The following is a 19,050-nucleotide window of genomic DNA, read 5'->3' as shown; positions in this document are numbered from 1 at the left end:
TAGGCTTAGGGCTGTTTCTTTTAAACCGTCCACAATCCGGGTCACAGTTCAATGTACCGGAACGGAGACGGTTTTCCTAATTTTACACCATCACACGCTTGAGCTTGTGAACGTAACGCGAGCGTACGATCAGGAAGTATACCATCTGGACGATAACAAAAGCGATCGAAGCGAGCAGAACCGATGAATTCACTTCACCGACCCCGAAGTCCTTACGGACGGCATTTAGCACGACGAGCGTCTGTATGACCGACACCACGATCGGAACGAAGAACAGCGCGGCGATCTGCAGCGTTGCGGCGCGGCTCATTTCCTGGATTTTCAGGCCGATTTTGGACATCGACTGATACATCCGCTGATCCTGCGTCAGCTCATGGTGGAGTTTGAAATACAGGAAGCTCGCGGAGGAAATGGACAGAACCGCCGTAATGAAAATACCGGCAAAACTCATCATCGCAAAGGACTGCCTCAGCGAGTAGTAATCCCCGCCCCGGGCGCTGATGATGTTTTCGGATTGGCCGCTCAATTCCCTGTCGATCCCCTCCTGCTTCAGCTTCATGCCAATCGTGATTTCTGGATCTCCCTCCGCAGGAACGGTGCCTGTCGACCATTCGGGAATCAAATACACGACACTGCCCTGGATCCGGTTAGATTTTGGCTCAGAGGACAGAAGCTTCTTGTTCGCCTGATATTCATCATCCGAAATGACCAGAATATCCGAGAGTGTAGGCGACACGTTCACGGCAGGCTTGATCGTATCGGTGATGTCCAGCTCGGCTTTCGTATCCCGTAGCGTAATCTTCCTGAGGTCGTACCAATCCGGACGCTCCCTTGATACCTCCGTGGCAGGGATGACATGCACCGCCTGATGGTAATCCAGCTTGCCAACCTTCGGTGCACCGACGGCTTCTGCCAGTTGATTGTACATGGACTGCGGCATAACCGAGACTGAAGAGGTTCTATTTTCCACCACGCTAAAATATTGCTCCGTACGAATCGTCTGATAGGTAATGCCTTGACGGCTCAGCGATTGCTCGATCAGCGCCAAATCACCCTTTTCGCTTTTGTCGTCATAAACCGAAAGCCGGATAGCATACGGATTCGACCTGTAATTATCTTTATTCGTCTCGTTGATGGACATCACGAACGCGACACTCATACAGGAAATAGCTGTGACGACCGTCACCATGAACAGCACTCTCGCATTGTCTTTCATTTTATAGGCCATTTCCGAAATCCAGATCAGGTTCGTCCCCTTCCACACCCACCTGCGACTGCGCTTCAAGAGTCGCATGACGAGCACGGTAATTTGCGTGAAAAAGAAATACGTCCCCGCAATCCCGGTCACAGCCGCGAGAACGAGATTCACCCGGAGAGACATATAGCCGGCGGCCAGAAGGGCGATCCCGAATAAGGAAATCAGGATGGACGCCTTCGGCTCGGTTTTCGGACGATTCGACCCCTGCAGCAGATGCAGGACGTGATTGCGGCGGATCAGGATCAGCGTAAACGCCGAAATAGCGATGAACAGCAGGGCGAACGCGGCTACCGTCAGCAGCACCGCTTTGACCGGAAGGTACAGCCCCAGCTTCTCCATGCCCACTACCTTTGCGCTCAGCAGCAGAAACAGCTTGGACAGAATGAGGCCGCTGCCGATCCCGGTCACGATGGACGATGCGCCGATGATCATATTTTCGATGAAGACCAGGCGGCTGATCTGGCCCTGCTCCGCCCCCAGAATCGTCAGGATGCCGAACTCCTTGTTTCTTGCCTTCAGGAAAGCCCCGATCGAGTAGAGCACAAACAGAAATGAAAAAATGTAAATGATGTACTCCATAATCAGCATGACCAGCATCGTCGTGTGTCCAAGCTCTGTCTTGTTGATGTCCGGATGGAAAATAAACAAGGCATACGTAAAAAACACCATCACCATAAAGCTGCTGCTGAGGTAGTAAGCGAAATAAGCCCTGGCGTTGCGCTTGACGTTGTTAAACGCGAATTGAGGAAAGCTCATGTGCGTTACCTCCCAGGAAAGACAGCATCTCGATGATCTTTTGGAAAAAGGCCTGCCGGCTCTCTCCCCGGTGAATTTCTCCCGACAGCTCGCCGTCCTTGATGAAAACCACCCGGTGGCAGTAGCTTGCGGCCTGGGGGTCATGCGTTACCAGCATCATCGTCACGCGGTCGGCGACGTTCAGCTTCTCCATCGTCTCCATCACGTTGCGGGAGGATGCGGAATCCAGCGCCCCGGTCGGCTCATCGGCGAGCAGCAGGGACGGCGAAGGGATGATCGCCCGCGCGATGGCGGCACGCTGCCGCTGTCCACCGGAAATCTCATAAGTGCGTTTGTTTAAAATATCGGTAATGCCAAGCTTGTCTGCAATCCGCGTTAGCCGCGCTTCTATATCCGGCAGCTTCACCCGGTCCAGCGTCAGCGGAAGCACGATGTTTTCGGCCACGGTAAGGGTATCCAGCAGGTTGAAGTCCTGAAAAACAAAGCCCAGCTGGCGCCGGCGGAACCCCGCCAGTTCCTTCTTCTTCAGCTTGTGGGGATTCTGCCCGTTGATCAGCACCTCCCCGGAGCTTGGCGCATCGATCGTGGAGACCATGTTCAGCAGTGTCGTTTTGCCGCTTCCCGAGGGCCCCATAATGCCGACAAATTCGCCTTGCTTGATCGTCAGCTGAATATTCGTTAATGCGCGGGTGGTTACTTTGCCCGGATAGACTTTGCTCAAGCCGGTCACTTTCAAAATATCCGTCACAGGAATGCTCCTTTCTTGTCTGTCTTCTGTGATACCTCTACTGTAAAGCATAACCCGCAGCCGAAACTATGGATTCGTCTTACGCCAATCTTAAACCTTCGTAAGGTTATGTTCGGGGTCCCTCACCGCAAAAAAAGGACGCCATGACATTTCATCAAAGCGCCCTCTCTCCCTCTGCGATTGTTAGACAGATTGCCGTAACGGCCGCGCATCAAAAACGAACCTTACCGTCGTCCCCTGTTCGGGAGCTGAATCGATTTCTACGCGGTGACCGAGCCGGCTGCACACCTCGCGGACCAGGTACAGACCCATTCCCGTCGATTCGTGGTAGTTCCGGCCCGTACTTCCCGTGTAATAAGGCTCAAATACCCGCCCCAAATCCTCGGGCCGGATGCCCACGCCTTGATCCGTGATTTCCAGCACCGTTTCGGCTTCGCGGCGGCTGGCCGCAAACACTACTCGCTCACCGCGGCCGGCCGAATACATGACAGCATTCGTGATCACTTGACCCAGCATGAAATGAAGCCACTTGGCGTCCGAGTAGACGGCCAGCTCCTCATCGATCCGGATGTCCGGTACAAGACGGTTGCGGATAAACCACCGCCGGTTGTCGGCCACAGCCTCCTGAACGGCGGCCCGGAGCGGAATGGCGTCCACCCGAAAGTCATGCTCAAACCGGTCAAGCCGGGATGTATACAGTGCCATCTCCAATCCCTTGCGCAGCTTGTCCAGCTCCTCCTGAAGGCTGCCCTCCACCTCGTCGTCCAAATCCATATCCTCCAGCGTCAGCTGGATGACCGAGAGCGGCGTCTTCATTTGGTGCACCCACCGGTTGATAAAAGCGGTGTGAAGCGCAAGCCGCTGCCTCGTATCATAGAGCTCATTCTGATACAGCTGAAATTGATTCTCCAGCAGCTCATGCAGTGCATCGGCGAGCGGGGTCTCCCCGATTTCGTTCTGGGACTGGTCCAGCGTCCCGGCCGGCTCCGACAACCGCTGGTATAAGCGGCGGTGGCTCAAATACCTGTAGGTTAAATAAACGGATAGTAGAACCGTAATCAGGACGGCGCTGTACAGGGAGATGGAGACGGAATGCGTATCCGATCCCAGCCAAAACAGCGTTCCGACCAGGATGATCTGCACGAGGTATACGATCAGAAGCGGGATGTGCTCTTTCAAAAACAGCCTCACGGCGTCTCCTCTCCTGTAGTACGGAGCACATAGCCGGCTCCACGTACCGTTTCGATCCGCTCCTCCATGTCCAGCTCCTTCAGTTTCTTGCGCAGCCGGGTCATATAGACGTTCAGCGTGTTGTCATCGACAAAGTGATGATCTTCCCACAGCAGATCCAGCAGGCGGTTGCGGCTGACGACGCGGCCGGCCCGGTTCATCAGCGCTTCAATCAGCATCGATTCCTTCTGCGTCAGCTCTACACTGGCGCCGGCCGATGACAGAATAAATCGTTCCGGATAAAGCGTCAGTCCGCCCGGCTCCTCTACTTTGCGCTCCTCCTGCCTGCCGGAGTAAGAGCCGTAGGCACGGCGAAGGCTGCTGCGGATTTTGGCCATCACTACTTCATAAGCAAAAGGCTTCGTTATATAATCGTCAGCCCCGTTCTCCAGCGCCATCACCTGGTCCATTTCACTGTCGCGCGCCGAAATGAACAGCACCGGGCATGTGGACACATGCCGGATCTGCCGGCACCAATAAAAGCCGTCAAACTTCGGAAGATTGACGTCCAGCAGAACGAGATGCGGCTGGAAAGATTCGAACCGTTCCATCACCCGGTCGAAATCCTCCAGCAACGCCGCCTCATACCCGTATTTCTCCACATGCGCCTTCAGCATAGAGGAGATTTTGGCGTCATCTTCGATAATGAATATACGAAACAAAACAATACCTCATTTCATTTCCGCCGACGGCGGAAGATTCAGGGCGGGCTCGGATGCCGGCTCAGGCAGTTCCCCTGCCTGCGCGTCTTCGCCAATGCGCAGCTGCTGCATGGCAAACTCGCGGTACATGGCGTGCGATTCGAACAGCTCCTGGTGCGTCCCGCTTCCTGTAATGCGGCCCTTCTCGATGAACAGGATCTGATCCGCATCAACGACGGTCGACAGCCGGTGGGCGATAACCAGCGTCGTCCGGCCCTTCATCAAGTTGTCGAGCGCCTTCTGGACGAACACCTCCGACTTGCTGTCGAGACTCGAAGTCGCCTCGTCCATCATCAAAATTTGCGGGTCCCGCAGCAGCGCCCGGGCGATCGAAATCCGCTGGCGCTGGCCGCCGGACAGCTTCACCCCGCGTTCGCCGACTTCCGTGTCATATCCTTCCGGCAGTTCATGAATAAAAATATCGGCATACGCCATATGCGCCGCCCGTTCCACTTCCTCGTCCGTCACTTTCCGGTCCAGCCCGTAACAAATATTGTCGCGGATCGTGCCGGAAATGATCGGGCTCTCCTGCGGTACATATCCGATCCGGCTGCGCCAAGAATGCAGCGAGAAGGTTTCGATATTTTCCCCGCCGATACGGATGGTGCCTCCGGTCGGCTTGTAGAAACGCTCGATCAGGGAGAACAGCGTCGTTTTCCCGCCCCCGCTCGGTCCGACCACGGCCGTCACCTTGCCGGGTTCAAGCGTGAAGTTAAGTCCGTGCAGCACGCCCTCCCCATCACCGCTGTAGGCAAACGTTAAGTTTTCCGCTTCGATGGCCTGAGCCGCATCGGTCAGCGTGCGGCCCTGCAGCACGTCCTCCTGCTCGTCCTCCAAAATGGAGACGATGCGTTCGGTTGCCCCCACGGATTTTTGCAGCTGCGTAAAAAAAGCCGTTATCTGGTTCACCGGCATGACAATCTGAAACAGGTACAGAATAAATGCCACGAGCTCCCCGGCGGTCAGCGCCCCGCTGGATACGCGCATGCCGCCGTATCCGATAATGACGACCAGCAGGCCCATCATGACCAGCGAAATGACCGGGCCGATGAACGCCTGCACTTTGCCCTCGCGGATGCCGAGCGACAGCAGGCTCTCAATGGAACTCCGCCCGACCCGCTCTTCGCGGTCTTCGGCGTTCGAGGCTTTGACCAGCCTGATCTCGGACAGCACCTGGTTCAGCACCGCTGTGAACGAGGCGGTCTCATCCTGCATTTTCCGTGAAATGTTCAGCATTGTCCGGCCGAGCGGCACCAGCACCGCCGAAGCCACCGGGATGGCGGCGAGCATGATCAGCGTCATCTGCCAGTCCATCAGCAGCAGGATGATGATCGAACCAATCATAGAGATGATGCCGTTAAAAAAACCGGTCACATGCTCGGATACGAGCGATTTCAGCACCGCAGTATCATTGGTCATCCGGCTCACGGTATCCCCGGTCCGGTTATTGTCATAGTAGGGGATGGTGAGCGTCAGCAGCTTCTTCCACAGCCTGTCGCGGAGCTTGGCCACCACCTCCTGCCCCAGCCGGTTTAGCAGATAGATCGATACGCCGCCGGCAATCGCCTGCAGGACAAACGTCACGACCAGCAGCACGATCTGCTCCGGACGGATCGACTCCACAGAGAAGCTGTCCACCAGATTTTTCGTAAAATACGGGACGATCAGGCTGACCAGCGTGGAAATGACACTCAGCACCGAAGCCACGGCGAGCAGCCATTTCGACGGCCTCGTCTGCATGACGAGGCGGATGAACGCCTTCCAGTCTCCTTTGGGGGCGGCCGCTTCTTTCGAAGCTCCGCCGATTGCAGATTGATGTTCCGTCATCGTAACACCGCTTCCTTTACATGATATGGTCCAGATCCATTTTCTATAGTTATACCGCCCAGATCGTTCTTGTCAAATTCAGGCTCGTCCACCCGTGTATACGTTACTCCCCCCTTGCGGGTTTCGCTCCTCCCGCCCGCGCTTCATCGGCGAGCCAGCTTCGGGCGCAATCGATCATTTTCCGCGTCGCCGGAGAGACGTTCCTCGTGGCGTTCAGGGCGATCCCCAGCGACCGGCAGCTCCCGTCCTCCAGCTCCAGTGCTACCACCTCGTTGCGTCTTCCCCGCAGGATCATTTCCGGTAAAATGCTGATGCCAAGTCCGTTCTCCACCATGGCCACGATCGCATAATCGTCGGCCGCCCGGAACTTGACCGGCGGTTTGACCCTGCCTTTGCGCAATACACGCCGAACATCGTAATCGCTGCCTTCCTTCGGCATAATGAAGGGCTCGTTGGCAATGTCGACGTACCGTATGCAGGGCTCTTTTTCCAGGCGATGGCCCGGGGGAAGGATGCACAGCATCCGGTCCAGCTTTAACGGGATGACCTCAAACGAATCGAGGGTGGGCATCGACACAAACCCGAAGTCAATTTCGCCGCTGAGCAGCCATTCCTCGATCTCATGGTAGTCCCCTTCATACAAGTTCACTTCGATCCGGGGATGGCTGGCCAGGAAATCGCGGATAATCCCCGGGAGCCACTGCACCGAAATGCTGGTAAAGGTTCCGATCCGGATCTTACCGGTTTCCAGCCCGTTAATGGCAGCCACTTCCTGCTTCAGCCGCTCCTGCACCTGCAGCATCTCTCGTACGAATGCAAGCACGCGTTCCCCGTTATCGGTCAGACGGACGCCGGAACGGTTACGTGTCAGGATCGTGAAACCGAACTCCGTTTCCAGACTGTGAACGGCATGACTGACGCCGGACTGGGTCAAACCCAGCGCCTCGGAAGCTCTTGTCAGGCTGCCAAGCTCTACCACTTTATGAAACACCTCATACTTAAACAGGCTCACCTTCGCCACCCTTTTTTCATTAAATTCATTCATGCTTTACATTCAAAACATTCAATTTTCTTATTTAAAAATACCACGTATACTGGATCAGGCGAAAGCTGTTGTTCAAGTTTGATACTACAAAGGCAGGGTCTCCCATTCCATGAAACCTTTTAAAGCAAATGTCATGATTATGATCGTCACCCTTTTTTGGGGCTCTTCCTATCTGTTTATGAAAATGGGGCTGGATTCGGTTCAGCCCTTCAACCTGATCGCCCTCCGGTTCGGGCTGGCGTTCATCGCCGCTGGCGGCCTCTTCGCAGGCCGGCTTCGCCGCAATACAGACGTCACCGTATTGAAACATGCCGCGCTTTTAGGCTTCATCCTGTTCGGCGTGTTTGCCTCCATTATGCTTGGGCTTCAAGGAACGTCCACATCCAATGCGGGCTTTTTGATGAGCCTGACGGTCATCTTCGTGCCGGTTCTCTCGGCCGTATTCGGCAAAAGCATGCCGAGCAAGCGGCTCGTCCTGGGCGTCCTGCTGGCCATGACCGGGATCGGTCTGCTCACGCTGCGGCCCCAGTCCGGCATCGGCTTCGGAGACCTGTGGTGCATCCTTGGGGCCCTGCTGTTCGCCGTCCACATGATGCTGACGGGCCGTGCAGCCAAAACATCGCCGGATCCGCTCTGCATCGGCATTTGGCAGCTCGGTTTTGCCGGCGCGTTCGGGCTCGTCTTCACGGTGCTGTGGGAGACCCCGCGCCTGCCCGGCAGCATCTCCGGCTGGGTGGCGGTGCTGGCGCTCAGCCTCGTGTGCAGCGCGCTTGGCTTTATCCTGCAGACCATGGCCCAGCAGTATACGACCGCAACCCAAGCAGGCCTCATTTTTGCGCTGGAGCCGGTCGTGGCCGCCATCATCGGCCTGCTGTTCATGAACGAAACGCTGTCCGTCCAAGGATATGCAGGCGCCGGACTCGTTCTGCTCGGCGTAGCCCTGTCCGAGCTCAATGTCAGCAGGCTGCTGGGCCGGAAGAAGCAGCCGCGCCGCGAGGCTGCCGGATGAAATGTCCGTACATACTTTAGCAAAGGTGATTTTTCTTGCAATATCAGGAAGCCTTGGCTCCGGTGTTTGTACTTTCTGATATTAAAAAAAGGCGCCCCTCTCATCAGAGGCGGCGCCTTTTATTCATTTACATGTGAACCCGGTCCCAATCCACACCGGCAGCTTATACACCAGTTTTACGCACGCATGAGCGCAAGCGTAGGCGTTCCGCTCGAAACGTCAACGAACAGCACGTAGTTATTACCGTCCGTGCCCTTGAGCACAAGCCCTGGCTGGCCCGGCAAGATCGCCGGATAGAAACGGACCTGCTGCGAGGTAAAACCTCCTGCCGGCACGGTCGATTGGGACTGCGTGACCATACGAAACAACGCGCTAACCGTACTGCCGGCACCGATATTGCCGGATACCGTTTGGCTGCCGTTCACCTGCAAGGAGCCAGCTATCGTCTCGTTCCCCATCACGTTAAAATTTTGCATGACCGTTTCGTTACCGTTCACCTGCATATTCGTTCCGATGGTGGCATTTCCGTTAACCTGCATGTCCTGCTCAATCGTTGCATTCCCCGTCACCTGCATGGTATCAAATGTTGGCATATCTCTCATTCCTTTCCCTGAAGATAGAATAATATATGCCAAGCTTGTTATTGAAGCCCCGTGCTATTGACTCAACAATTCTTCCACCTGTGACACAGCTGTTCAAGCCTCTTCTTTTCCTAGCATGCGATGATTGACTCTATTTCAAACCGTATTTGCCCAACAGGCTGCGGGCGTCCTTGTTGATCCGGTCCACGTCCGGCCCATTTGCCGGTTCGTCGGTAAGTCCATAAGCCATCTTCAGCTTAAGAACGGCGTATACCCGGTCATTGAGCACTTCTTCTGATATCGTCGCGTTTTTTACCGCGTCCGTCAGTGCCTGGATGGCCTCCTTCTCCTTGGCGTAATCATGCCCGATGAGAATGATGTTTCCGCCCGCAAGGATGGCCCCGACCGATGCCTTGCCGATGCTGTAATTTTTATCGATCGCCCCCATCGTCATGTCGTCCGAGATGACGACCCCTTTGAACCCAAGCTCTTTGCGGAGCAGGTCCGTAATGACGGCTTTGGAGAAGGAGGCCGGGTGGTCCGGATCCAGCTTAGGCATCAGCAGATGCGCGATCATGACGACATCCGCCTGGTCTTTCACCGCAGCCTGAAACGGCACGAGTTCGAGCTTCCGTAACCTCGCCAGGTCATGGTTCACGACAGGCAGACCGATGTGGGAGTCCACGGATGTATCGCCATGCCCCGGGAAATGCTTCACGACCGGCACCACATGCCCCTCACGGATTCCCTCCATCGTGGCTTTGCCTAGCCGGGCAACCCGTTCGGCGTCATTGCCGAAGGAGCGGTCCCCAATCACGGGATTGTCCGGATTGCTGTTGACGTCCAGCACCGGCGCAAAATCCATGTTCAGCCCGAATTCGGCCAGCTCCCGGCCGAGGATCTGCCCGATGCCATGGGATAACTCTGTGCTGTTCTTCCTTCCAATGGCGAGGTTTGTCGGCATGTCGACGAATTCATCCGGCATCCGGGACACCCGTCCGCCTTCCTCGTCCACGCTCATCCACAGCGGCACGGGATTGTCCTGGTTGTCTTTTTTGAGGCCGTTGAACAGGCTCAGCGCCTGCTTCGTGCTGTCGATATTATTTTTGTAGAAAATAAATCCGCCGACATAATACTTCTGCACGAGCTCGCGGGTCTCTGCACTTGTGGCGGTTCCGTCCATACCCACCAGCACGAGCTGACCGATCTTCTCTTCGGTCGTCAGCTGGTTTAGCTGCTTAAGGACCGGATCGTCCGCTGTTGTATTTGTGCCACCCGGATTCGATCCGTCTGGACCCGTATCCTGGCCGCTGCCTCCGTCTCCATTTGACGTGCCCTCTGAGGGATTGGACGAATCTCCGCCTTGATTCGCAGAAGAATTCGGCTCACCGTTCCCTCCGGCGGTACCCTCTTGCCCTGTTGCGTCATGTTGTCCGTTTGCACCCGTTTGTCCAGATGCGTTATTTCCTCCGTGATTTAAGGAACAGCCGGATGCGAGCATGATGGACATCACGCATGCCAAGCTGATTCGAAGCAGTCTATGCAAAGCCTTCACACCCTTCTTTTTCTCGGTATGCTCTTCCTGTTTGTTCATCTTTGACCTCGGGCACAGAAATATACATGCTTAGGATTCACCTTATATGCCTGTTGTAATAATGCCCCACCAAATTTTTACGGCGGTGGCTGCGATCAGGACGGCGAGGGCGATTCTCAACGATTTGACGTTGAGGTGGCGGCTGACCATCGTCCCCACCGGTGCGCCGAGGATGCTCCCTAGCACAGTAAACAAGGTGGGCCACAGCGGGATATGCCCGCCTGCTATTTTCCCGGATACGCCGCCGATGGCCGAGATAAACACGATCGCCAGCGAGGAAGCCACCGTCACCCGGACCGGAATCCGCAGCATGGTCAGCATGATCGGAATCAGAATAAAGGAACCTCCGGCACCGACAATCCCGGAGACAACGCCCACCATCAAGGCGGAAACCGCGGAGATCCACGGGTTATACTGCACCGATGCCAGCTGCACTTCCTCCTGGGTGCCACGGCCGGGGATCATCATCAAGATGGCTGCAATTACGGCCAGCACCCCGTAAATAATATTGATGCTTGCGCTGGGCAGATAAGCCGAGCCCAGGCTGCCTGCCAAGCTGCCGATCAGAATACTCGCCCCCATATTCATGATCAGCCCTTTGTGCATCAGCGGCTTTTCCTTTTTGCTCTGTCTGAGAAAAGCCAGCATGCCTGCCAGGGAAGAGAAAAATACCTGGATCATGCTGATCGAGGAAACCTGCCGCGGGCTGAACGTCTCCACGCCAAAGAGTCCCGGCACATAGAGCAGCAGCGGGTAATTGATAATGGCTCCGCCGATGCCCAGCAGACCTGAAAAAAAGGAACCTGCCAGCCCGATGATAAACATAACGATATGTCCTGCTAAATCCATCTACTACACACCTCTGGATGACTGAATAGTTCGCAGCAAAAAACTCAAAATTAACACTATACGAATGAAACATTAGCGTTTATAATAAACCCAAGTAAATCAATGGGAATAGGATGGTGAATAAGCTTGTTTGCGAAATTAAAAAGCTTGTTTGTAGACCGCTGCCCTTCATGCTCTGTGCCTTTGGTTTCGAGCAAGGATCACCTGCGCGTCATCAAGAGCTGTCCGAATGACCATTATACGGAAGAGATTTACACCCATCTCCATGTGAGAATCGTTTACCATAAATGAAGAATTGCCTACATTTGGCTCTAATGATGACGGCTGGATATCTCCCCCATGCGGGGTGACCCGGCCGTTTTTTTATTTTACGGCGGCTTGTCCGCAGCGCGTTTATCATAACACACTTGACCTTGCCGAAGAAACCGATTGGAGAGACAACCCCCCGCCCCGCTGGTATAATAGAACAATATTCCATTCAAGATATTATCATTGAATTAAGGCGGTGTTTTTATTGAGCGTACTAGTGAACAAAGCTTGGGTGCTTGCCCGGATGTACGAGCCCGACGTGACGATCGTCGACTGCCGGTTCATGTTGGGACAGCCCGATGCCGGAAGGATTTCCTATGAGGAGAGCCATATCCCGGGAGCGGTATTCCTTGACCTGGAGAAAGATTTGTCTTCCTCAGTCAGTGAGCATGGCGGGCGGCATCCCCTGCCCGATACCGGCCAGCTTGCCGCAAAGCTGGGGAAAGTCGGCATCAACCGGGAAACCCGGGTCATCGCTTATGACGATCAAGGCGGGTTGTACGCTTCGCGTCTGTGGTGGCTGCTGAGCTACATGGGTCATGAGACGGTGTTCGTCATGAACGAAGGCTTCAGCGCATGGAAGGATGCAGGCTACCCCATTAGCAAGGAACAGCCAATCCGGGTCCCATCGATCTTTACGCCTGAAGTGCATCCCGAAATGCTCGTCAACCTGGAAGACGTCCGCCAGGCGATGAAGGATCCTTCGATCGTCATTCTGGATTCGCGTGAATCTTCCCGGTACCTGGGTCTGAACGAGACTATCGACCATACCGCGGGCCATATTCCCGGCGCCAAGAACAAGTTTTGGAAGGGCGTCCTGCAGGACAACGGGGAATGGAAATCCCTCGACGAGCTCAAAGAGTACTATAAGGACGTGCCGAAGGACCATGAAATTATCGTCTACTGCGGTTCAGGCGTGTCGGCCTGCCCGAATGTCCTTGCCTTGACCGAGCTCGGATACCCGTATGTCCGGCTGTACGCCGGCAGCTGGAGCGACTGGATTTCGTACAGCGAAAATCCGATTGCTACAGGGGAAGAGTAAATTTTCCGGGAGACCGCATCTAGCGCTGAATTGTGGGCTGTAACAAGTTGCTGGCGAGCGACCTGTTGCAGCCCATTTTGGCATTCTCTGGCAACAGGTTGCAAACAATAAGCCGATCTAAATTATTGAAAACCTCATGGCTTACCCGTATCTTTTTATGGATTTTTATCGTTAATAGATTGAAAATCAGCTTAAAGGAGAGTGCTCATCTATGGAAAAAATCATCGCTTATGTATCTAGCATTTTCATTCCGGTGACCGACATTGTACGTTCGGAGGAATGGTACGTTCGAATGTTCGGTCTGAAGACGATTGAAAAGACCGATGATCGAGTCGGACTCGCGTTTCCTGACGGCCAAACCTTGGTTATGTTATGGAAAGTGGAAAAACCGCAGCCTGTCCAATTTGATACCGGCAAAGATATGATGCCGTACTTCAATTTCACATCGTACGATATTAACCATTCGTATAGCCAGCTTAAGGCGAAAGGAGCGGAATTAAGCGAAATCCACGAAGAGGATGGGTACAGGTTTTTCAAAGCATTCGATCTGGACGGAAATCCCGTGGATATTGTGGAAGAAACGGGGCCAACGCCGTATTTTACTCACAAGAATAAATTTAGGAAGCAACGCTAGTGCCGCAGGAGGATCATTCGGACGCAGGTTATGAGACGTTTGCGATGATGACGCTTCCGCTGCAAAGCGATCTGAAACGATTTTGTCTGGCTAAGGCCAGTTCGGCGTGGGATGCGGACGATTTGCTCCAAGAGTCGCTTATTAAAGCTTATCGTTGGTATACTCGGTTTCCGAATAGAGAAATAACGAAGCCATTTTTGTTTCGAATTGCTGCCAACGCTTGGGTGGATATATGCCGCAGCCGCAAATGGGAGCCGCAGGTCGGACCACTCGAAGAGCATTTAATCGGTTCCTATGATGAATGGAGTAAGTGGGATGTCCGTGAGGCGCTCGAACTGCTGTCCGATCGGCTCGAACCCAAACAGGTCGTTCTGATTTTGCTGATCGACGTATTTCACTTTACCGCGAAGGAAACGGGAAGGCTGTTCGGACAATCCGAGGGTTCGGTGAAGGCGGCTCTAAGGCGGGCGAGGACGAGGCTGAAAAAGACCGTTGAAAGCCATCCCGAATATTGGGATGATTCCATGCTCGCAGCTCCGCGCGGCGGACTCAGTATCGAGGTGTTCGAAGCGCTGGTCGAAGGTTTTCGCCGTGCGGACCCCTATGCGATATTCCGCTCGTACCAGACGTTGACAGACGATGGCGCGGTGGTGGACCGGATCGAACTGTGCGGCAATACGCTCTATTTTACGATCATCGACCCCGACGGCAACGTATTGACGATCACTGAGAAATTGAAATGGCAAGACGAAAAGTATCATTCGAAATCCTAGAGGTGATTGCGTTGCTCGAAATGCTTCAGCAACAATACGATTGGATCCGATCCGTTAGACAAAACATGTTTGCGTTCTTGGAAGAGCTGCCTCCTCAAATCTTGCATCAACCCGTTCCCGAATTTGGGCGTGAAACGATCATTCGAACCCATCTTCATGTCGTTGACTGCTATCGGTGGTGGTTGGGATCTTTCGCGTTTATGAAGAGAAACAAGCATAAGGATATTTCCACTAACGAAATTGAACGCGCCGATGTGAAGTACGTCCGTGAACGATTTACGGAAGCGGATGAACTCGTTCAGCGGTTCATCCATGAATATCGAGATCGCTGGTATGAACCGATTAAGCAGGACGAGAGCTGGCGGGGTTACCCGAAGACTCCTACTCCTTTACTGCTGTTAACTCATACGGAGACTCACGAATTTCATCACAAAGGCCAAATCGTATCCATGGCAAGACAACTGGGCTGCCCGCCTCCAGCCGATGACCGCTTAGGCGGACTTTTCACCTGATTCGACAAATCGGATACAAAGCTGCGACCGTTTTTCGGTATTCATCGGGGAACGGTCGTTTAGTTTCTTCGTTTTGGTTTGTTCGCGACCAGATCATCATCCATTTCAGGCGGTTGAAACTGTTTTGAATACACCATTCCTTGCTGAAATTTGGTAAAATGACAGGAAGAGGTGAAATGCAATGAAAAGCAGAAGATTTATGCAGCCCCTGACTTCCCCGATTCACTTCCATACCGCGATGATTGAGCAAACGCCTGTTGCCGTTTTTTTGGGCCAGGAGATGATCGGCAGCGGGAAGATCGTTCAAATCACCGATTACATCGTGAAAATCGGTAACGAATTTTATGTGCGCGATGCCTGCACGTTTAAATATGCAGTCTAATCCATGCGAAGAACCTTAAGGGCTAACATCTAATAAAACGTTTCTCACGTAACGTTGTCCAAGCATTGCCAATAAACCATAAGCAATCATAGAATAGCTTGTTGAAAGGATGTATTGAGTTGATCAAACTAAAAAATCTTTCCGTATCTCTTGTCCTGAGCGCTGCACTGTCGGCTGCGGCTATCTGGCCCATCTCTCCTTCGGTACAAGCAGCGCCGGCCAAAGAATGGCTGCAAATCTCGGATACAACCACCTATTACGGTGAAGTCAGCGGTGGCAAGCCTAACGGCAGGGGAACCATGAAATGGGGCGACAGCAAACAATATTCCGGGGAGTTCGTGAACGGCCAGCGCGAAGGCAAAGGGAAGTACATCAACGAATACGCCGCCGACGGCGAAAGCCACAAAGTCGTATATAACGGGGAGTGGAAGCTGGACCGGATGAACGGCACCGGCACGCTGACCCACAAAGTCATCCAGGAAGATGGTGCGGTCCGCTCGAATGAAATCCAAACGGGTGCTTTCAGCGGCGGCGTGCAGTCGAGCGGATATGATGTCATTCATGCCCTGGCCGATCCGGACTTCTACTTCGCGTACAAATCGCCGCAGGAACAGCTCGTCATCATGGGAAGCGCTGACCATCTCAAAGCGTCGTTGAAAAGCGGCAGCCTGTTCAGCGCGGAGTACCGCAGCGGCACGATCCACAAGAGCTACTCGGTCTTCCCTGCGGATACGGCGGCAGAACAGCGTATAAACGAGGCTAGCCTCAAATATTTGCAAAGTATTCAGCCAAAGCTGAACCCGCATCTGGAGCAATTCGAGCGGTTGGCCGGGCAGGTCCCCCTGATATAAGAATGACCAAATAAACGTCATTGCGGTTCAAATCTGCATGACCAGGCATGGATTCGATAAGGAGAGGTATATGAAATATATTAAAGATTGTCCCGAACCCGGCATGGGCACCTGGTATTTCGAGATTGACCAGCAGGGTGTTGCTTACCGCCAGCTCGTCATCGAGGATGACGGCGAGTGGATCGCTTCGAACCGGAAAGACGGAGACTATCATTTTATGCTGGCCGAGCAGCCGATCGATACATCTGAAGCTGGGTTGATCTTTATCACCCAGGAAGAATTCGAGGAGGTTTGGTCCGCTTCCCTTAAGTCTACGGGCAAGCTGTGGCAGCGCCAGAAAACAATGCACCCCGTAGGACAAAGGGTCGAGGGCGCCATCGAAGCCTTTTTCCCGCAGGGAACGCTCATTACGCTTGCGAACACCGGAGCAGTAGGATTAGCTGACACAGGGGAGCTGAAGTTGTCCGGAAAGCCGCAATGGATGTACCCGCAACACATCGTTCAAGCCGTTGTGAAGGGATATGACGAAGTTAACCAGTGGATTGAGCTTGATCAGGCTTCCGTTCTGGAACGGATAACCGATCGAAATCCAGAAAAATCACCAAACTAAAAGGAGGGCCCGCGGCTCTCCTTTTTATAAGGTATAAACACTGTAAAAAACAGCTATAAATAAGGACCGAAGAAGTACTCCAGTTTCTCCCGGGAATACCCGTCTTCCCCGCGCCAGCAGGCAACGGCATTGAAATCGGTGCCCCGTCCCCGCTCTTTGCGGTAAAAATCTTTGGTTTCCAAAATGCCTGCGTAACCCCAAATCTCCATGACCTGATCCCGTTCATGCGAATTGGAGGGGAACACGTCCTTCCACCTTTTCTCGAGCTGCCGGGCGGCATCCTTGTCACCACAGGCCTCAATCCCGTGGATCATCCCCTTCAGCATATCCACGTCTGCTTCCCGCACCGGGAACGGATCCTCCTCACGGCTCAGGCATAACAGATCCAGCCAGCAGTAAACGAGCCAATTGTGGCGGACGCCTCCCCATTTGATCCGTTCGAAATTAAGCACGTTCAGATCCTCACCGGCATATTCCTCTTGGGACATCAGCATGCCGTCATCGCAGAAAAAGCACTCACTGTACCGGGGGATATCAGAAGCACGCATACGGAATGTATGAGAGGGTAAATGGCGGGTCAACGTCCAGCTTGATAAAGCGCTGCGCAGATGAACTTTCCGGGTGGAAAGGCTGTGCAAAAACGCAGCAGTCACCCGCTCCTTCGTCACGTTATGCTCATGCAGATGAATGATCCGCCGGATCAGCTCATCATGCGACACGGTGAGCGGATCGAACATCAGCCCGTTGCTTTTGGCGTACTCAAAATCCTCAGCCGATAACATAAAACTTCCGCGTCTCCAGCCTCCCGATTGCCAGTACGTATTCGTTAATATTTTTTTTGCTTTCGCATCCATGCGGGCGGATACCCCTCCTGTTCAGTAACAAATTCAGCCCGAACTCCTCGCAGCCTGCCAGGCCTCCGTTACAGGCACTGGTGCCTTGCTGCTCGATTCGCCACTGCCTTCATGCACCCAGAGCGGCGGGTAATAAGCGAAAACCTTGCCGTCTCCCAGCCGGCTCATTTCTTCTTGCCAGCCTTCCCAGCGGAACGACTGATAGAACAGCCCCAAATCGCCTTCGGCCAGCCAGTTCAAAAAACCGGAATAGGCAAGCTCAGTAGATTCCCACTCCAGTGTATCGGGCGCAAAATAATATACATGTCCAGTTTGCCCGAAGCGCCCCGTGTCCAGCGCAAAAAAGCCTCCTGCTGCATCGTATGCGACAACGAGCATTCCTTCAAGAGCGGTCCGGTCGCTGCCGTCCTTGTGCCCGTTCCAATCCGTCAGGCTGCCGTAGATCCCGGCACCTCCCGAGCCGAGCAGCCTGATCCAACCGTGGTCAAACAGGATGCCTCCGGTCCGATACGCGACGGTACCCAAATATGACCGGGTGCTGACCTGTAAACGGTACAGCGTGTCATCCGCCGCTCCCGGGTCGCGGGATACGATGCTGTATTCATTACAGCCGTCAGCCAACAGCTGCTGAACTTCGTCCCAAGCGTCCCGTGCGGAACCGGCCAGCTCCTGAACCGATACCTTGTCCATCATTCTCCTCCTATCGTTAGCCTTCTGTGCCAGCGAAATCTCTTCAAGCCTGGGTCCCACCCCAAAAATCAAATCAGCTTCGCGCCTACTTTCCTTTTCAGGCTTTCGGCAAGCCAGCGCCATTTCCGTCCTTCTTCCGATGCTGCCGCATCGGCTTCATCCATGCCAAGCCAGTAATCGGCATCCAGCAGCTCATACATATCCAGCATTGTGATCTCGGCGCACTCCGGATTTTCCAGGGCAGCGATCATCGGATCGGGCCCATCGTCCCAGTTGTAGCCATCCACCACGGCATGAAGCAGCACCGGCGAGGACAACCCGCGGATCCGGCAGGTGACCTCATCCAGCGACTCCTCATACAAAATACCGTCGATGATCCTCTGCTCCTCATCGTTCAACGTGAGGCGGACCGCCCCGTCCGTATCAGCAAGCAAATCGGCCATGACCTTGTCCCTTCTTGCCGCCTGCCAGGCCGTCCCCAGGATGCCGTGCGGGGAATTCAACTGAGCGCCATTCGCGATCAGCAGCTTGACCGTCTCCGGCTGCTTGAACTTCACCGCTTTTTTGAGCGCCGTATCGCCCAGCTTGTCTTCCGCTTCCAGGTCGACGTTTTTCTCGAGCAGCAGCTTAATGCCGTCCACAGGCATCCGGTTAGTGATAAAAAGCATCAGCGGCGTTCTTCCGCGGGCGTCCCGCTCGTTCGGGTCAAGCTGATCCACCGCCGCCCGGACCATCTCCAGCTCCTTGCTCTTGCTGGCCTCCGTCCATTCCAAATGATCGTCCCCCTTTCTAAGG

The 19,050-nt window shown here is 54.2% G+C and carries 20 protein-coding genes; 8 read left to right on the top strand and 12 right to left on the bottom strand.

Annotation, left to right across the window (positions count from 1 at the left end; translation table 11 throughout):
- Window positions 1-82: 82 nt before the first annotated feature.
- From IAE55_RS17745 to IAE55_RS17720, 6 genes are all read right to left on the bottom strand, one after another.
- The gene (locus IAE55_RS17745) at window positions 83-2,014 is read right to left on the bottom strand and encodes an FtsX-like permease family protein (protein ID WP_145156946.1); all 1,932 of its coding nucleotides are present in this window, start codon (window positions 2,012-2,014) and stop codon (window positions 83-85) included.
- Window positions 1,989-2,762, bottom strand: a complete 774-nt coding sequence (locus tag IAE55_RS17740) for an ABC transporter ATP-binding protein (protein WP_374954648.1) — start codon at window positions 2,760-2,762, stop codon at window positions 1,989-1,991. The genes IAE55_RS17745 and IAE55_RS17740 overlap by 26 nt, the downstream gene beginning before the upstream one ends.
- Window positions 2,763-2,945: 183 nt before the next feature.
- Window positions 2,946-3,953, bottom strand: coding sequence for a sensor histidine kinase (locus tag IAE55_RS17735; protein ID WP_145156945.1), 1,008 nt, complete (start codon window positions 3,951-3,953; stop codon window positions 2,946-2,948).
- Window positions 3,950-4,654 (bottom strand): response regulator transcription factor, encoded by a 705-nt coding sequence (locus IAE55_RS17730; RefSeq protein ID WP_105443436.1) that lies wholly within the window; start codon window positions 4,652-4,654, stop codon window positions 3,950-3,952. The genes IAE55_RS17735 and IAE55_RS17730 overlap by 4 nt, the downstream gene beginning before the upstream one ends.
- Window positions 4,655-4,663: 9 nt before the next feature.
- Window positions 4,664-6,520, bottom strand: coding sequence for an ABC transporter ATP-binding protein (locus IAE55_RS17725; protein WP_200633378.1), 1,857 nt, complete (start codon window positions 6,518-6,520; stop codon window positions 4,664-4,666).
- A 103-nt stretch (window positions 6,521-6,623) separates the two neighbouring features.
- Window positions 6,624-7,532, bottom strand: a complete 909-nt coding sequence (locus tag IAE55_RS17720) for a LysR family transcriptional regulator (protein WP_200633399.1) — start codon at window positions 7,530-7,532, stop codon at window positions 6,624-6,626.
- 142 nt (window positions 7,533-7,674) lie between these two features.
- Here IAE55_RS17720 and IAE55_RS17715 point away from each other — a divergent pair, with 142 nt between their 5' ends.
- Window positions 7,675-8,574 carry a DMT family transporter gene (locus IAE55_RS17715; RefSeq protein ID WP_200633377.1) on the top strand — a complete coding sequence of 300 codons (900 nt, stop codon included), beginning with the start codon at window positions 7,675-7,677 and terminating at the stop codon, window positions 8,572-8,574.
- Window positions 8,575-8,750: 176 nt separating this feature from the next.
- Here IAE55_RS17715 and IAE55_RS17710 read toward each other — a convergent pair whose 3' ends face one another.
- The 3 genes from IAE55_RS17710 to IAE55_RS17700 form a co-directional block, all read right to left on the bottom strand.
- On the bottom strand, window positions 8,751-9,167 hold the full coding sequence (locus IAE55_RS17710) for a hypothetical protein (protein ID WP_200633376.1): 417 nt from the start codon (window positions 9,165-9,167) through the stop codon (window positions 8,751-8,753).
- Between the two features lie 139 nt (window positions 9,168-9,306).
- A complete protein-coding gene (gene nagZ, locus IAE55_RS17705) occupies window positions 9,307-10,749 on the bottom strand; it encodes a beta-N-acetylhexosaminidase (RefSeq protein WP_234489625.1) in 1,443 nt (480 codons plus the stop codon).
- Between the two features lie 42 nt (window positions 10,750-10,791).
- On the bottom strand, window positions 10,792-11,598 hold the full coding sequence (locus IAE55_RS17700; RefSeq protein WP_200633375.1) for a sulfite exporter TauE/SafE family protein: 807 nt from the start codon (window positions 11,596-11,598) through the stop codon (window positions 10,792-10,794).
- A gap of 514 nt (window positions 11,599-12,112) precedes the next feature.
- Here IAE55_RS17700 and IAE55_RS17695 point away from each other — a divergent pair.
- The 7 genes from IAE55_RS17695 to IAE55_RS17665 all read left to right on the top strand — a co-directional run bounded on the left by IAE55_RS17695 (window position 12,113) and on the right by IAE55_RS17665 (window position 16,711).
- Window positions 12,113-12,949 carry a sulfurtransferase gene (locus IAE55_RS17695; RefSeq protein WP_200633374.1) on the top strand — a complete coding sequence of 279 codons (837 nt, stop codon included), beginning with the start codon at window positions 12,113-12,115 and terminating at the stop codon, window positions 12,947-12,949.
- Window positions 12,950-13,160: 211 nt separating this feature from the next.
- Window positions 13,161-13,583, top strand: a complete 423-nt coding sequence (locus IAE55_RS17690) for a VOC family protein (RefSeq protein ID WP_200633373.1) — start codon at window positions 13,161-13,163, stop codon at window positions 13,581-13,583.
- A complete protein-coding gene (locus tag IAE55_RS17685) occupies window positions 13,583-14,356 on the top strand; it encodes an RNA polymerase sigma factor (RefSeq protein ID WP_200633372.1) in 774 nt (257 codons plus the stop codon). The genes IAE55_RS17690 and IAE55_RS17685 overlap by 1 nt, the downstream gene beginning before the upstream one ends.
- Before the next feature lie 11 nt (window positions 14,357-14,367).
- On the top strand, window positions 14,368-14,868 hold the full coding sequence (locus tag IAE55_RS17680; RefSeq protein ID WP_200633397.1) for a DinB family protein: 501 nt from the start codon (window positions 14,368-14,370) through the stop codon (window positions 14,866-14,868).
- Window positions 14,869-15,049: 181 nt separating this feature from the next.
- Complete coding sequence (locus IAE55_RS17675) at window positions 15,050-15,250, top strand: hypothetical protein (RefSeq protein WP_234489624.1); 201 nt, start codon at window positions 15,050-15,052, stop codon at window positions 15,248-15,250.
- A 119-nt stretch (window positions 15,251-15,369) separates the two neighbouring features.
- Window positions 15,370-16,101 carry a hypothetical protein gene (locus IAE55_RS17670; protein ID WP_200633371.1) on the top strand — a complete coding sequence of 244 codons (732 nt, stop codon included), beginning with the start codon at window positions 15,370-15,372 and terminating at the stop codon, window positions 16,099-16,101.
- A 70-nt stretch (window positions 16,102-16,171) separates the two neighbouring features.
- The gene (locus IAE55_RS17665) at window positions 16,172-16,711 is read left to right on the top strand and encodes a hypothetical protein (protein WP_200633370.1); all 540 of its coding nucleotides are present in this window, start codon (window positions 16,172-16,174) and stop codon (window positions 16,709-16,711) included.
- Window positions 16,712-16,764: 53 nt separating this feature from the next.
- Here the strand turns inward: IAE55_RS17665 and IAE55_RS17660 are convergent, their stop codons facing one another.
- The 3 genes from IAE55_RS17660 to IAE55_RS17650 all read right to left on the bottom strand — a co-directional run bounded on the left by IAE55_RS17660 (window position 16,765) and on the right by IAE55_RS17650 (window position 19,028).
- Window positions 16,765-17,565 carry a hypothetical protein gene (locus IAE55_RS17660; RefSeq protein ID WP_200633369.1) on the bottom strand — a complete coding sequence of 267 codons (801 nt, stop codon included), beginning with the start codon at window positions 17,563-17,565 and terminating at the stop codon, window positions 16,765-16,767.
- A 33-nt stretch (window positions 17,566-17,598) separates the two neighbouring features.
- Window positions 17,599-18,255, bottom strand: coding sequence for a DUF2625 family protein (locus IAE55_RS17655; RefSeq protein WP_145021204.1), 657 nt, complete (start codon window positions 18,253-18,255; stop codon window positions 17,599-17,601).
- A gap of 68 nt (window positions 18,256-18,323) precedes the next feature.
- Complete coding sequence (locus IAE55_RS17650) at window positions 18,324-19,028, bottom strand: DUF4274 domain-containing protein (protein ID WP_145021207.1); 705 nt, start codon at window positions 19,026-19,028, stop codon at window positions 18,324-18,326.
- Window positions 19,029-19,050 lie beyond the last annotated feature (22 nt).

It is taken from the genome of Paenibacillus sp. S28 (assembly GCF_016624415.1).
Lineage (GTDB): Bacteria > Bacillota > Bacilli > Paenibacillales > Paenibacillaceae > Paenibacillus_AQ > Paenibacillus_AQ favisporus.
Note: the sequence above shows the minus strand (reverse complement) of the source record. Positions and strands in the feature narration are given on the sequence as shown.

Coding starts and splice junctions, on each gene's coding strand:
- IAE55_RS17745 (WP_145156946.1), bottom strand. CDS start 2,014: ATGAGCTTTCCTCAATTCGCGTTTAACAACGTCAAGCGCAACGCCAGG.
- IAE55_RS17725 (WP_200633378.1), bottom strand. CDS start 6,520: ATGACGGAACATCAATCTGCAATCGGCGGAGCTTCGAAAGAAGCGGCC.
- IAE55_RS17715 (WP_200633377.1), top strand. CDS start 7,675: ATGAAACCTTTTAAAGCAAATGTCATGATTATGATCGTCACCCTTTTT.
- IAE55_RS17710 (WP_200633376.1), bottom strand. CDS start 9,167: ATGCCAACATTTGATACCATGCAGGTGACGGGGAATGCAACGATTGAG.
- nagZ (WP_234489625.1), bottom strand. CDS start 10,749: ATGAACAAACAGGAAGAGCATACCGAGAAAAAGAAGGGTGTGAAGGCT.
- IAE55_RS17700 (WP_200633375.1), bottom strand. CDS start 11,598: ATGGATTTAGCAGGACATATCGTTATGTTTATCATCGGGCTGGCAGGT.
- IAE55_RS17690 (WP_200633373.1), top strand. CDS start 13,161: ATGGAAAAAATCATCGCTTATGTATCTAGCATTTTCATTCCGGTGACC.
- IAE55_RS17675 (WP_234489624.1), top strand. CDS start 15,050: ATGAAAAGCAGAAGATTTATGCAGCCCCTGACTTCCCCGATTCACTTC.
- IAE55_RS17665 (WP_200633370.1), top strand. CDS start 16,172: ATGAAATATATTAAAGATTGTCCCGAACCCGGCATGGGCACCTGGTAT.
- IAE55_RS17660 (WP_200633369.1), bottom strand. CDS start 17,565: ATGGATGCGAAAGCAAAAAAAATATTAACGAATACGTACTGGCAATCG.
- IAE55_RS17655 (WP_145021204.1), bottom strand. CDS start 18,255: ATGGACAAGGTATCGGTTCAGGAGCTGGCCGGTTCCGCACGGGACGCT.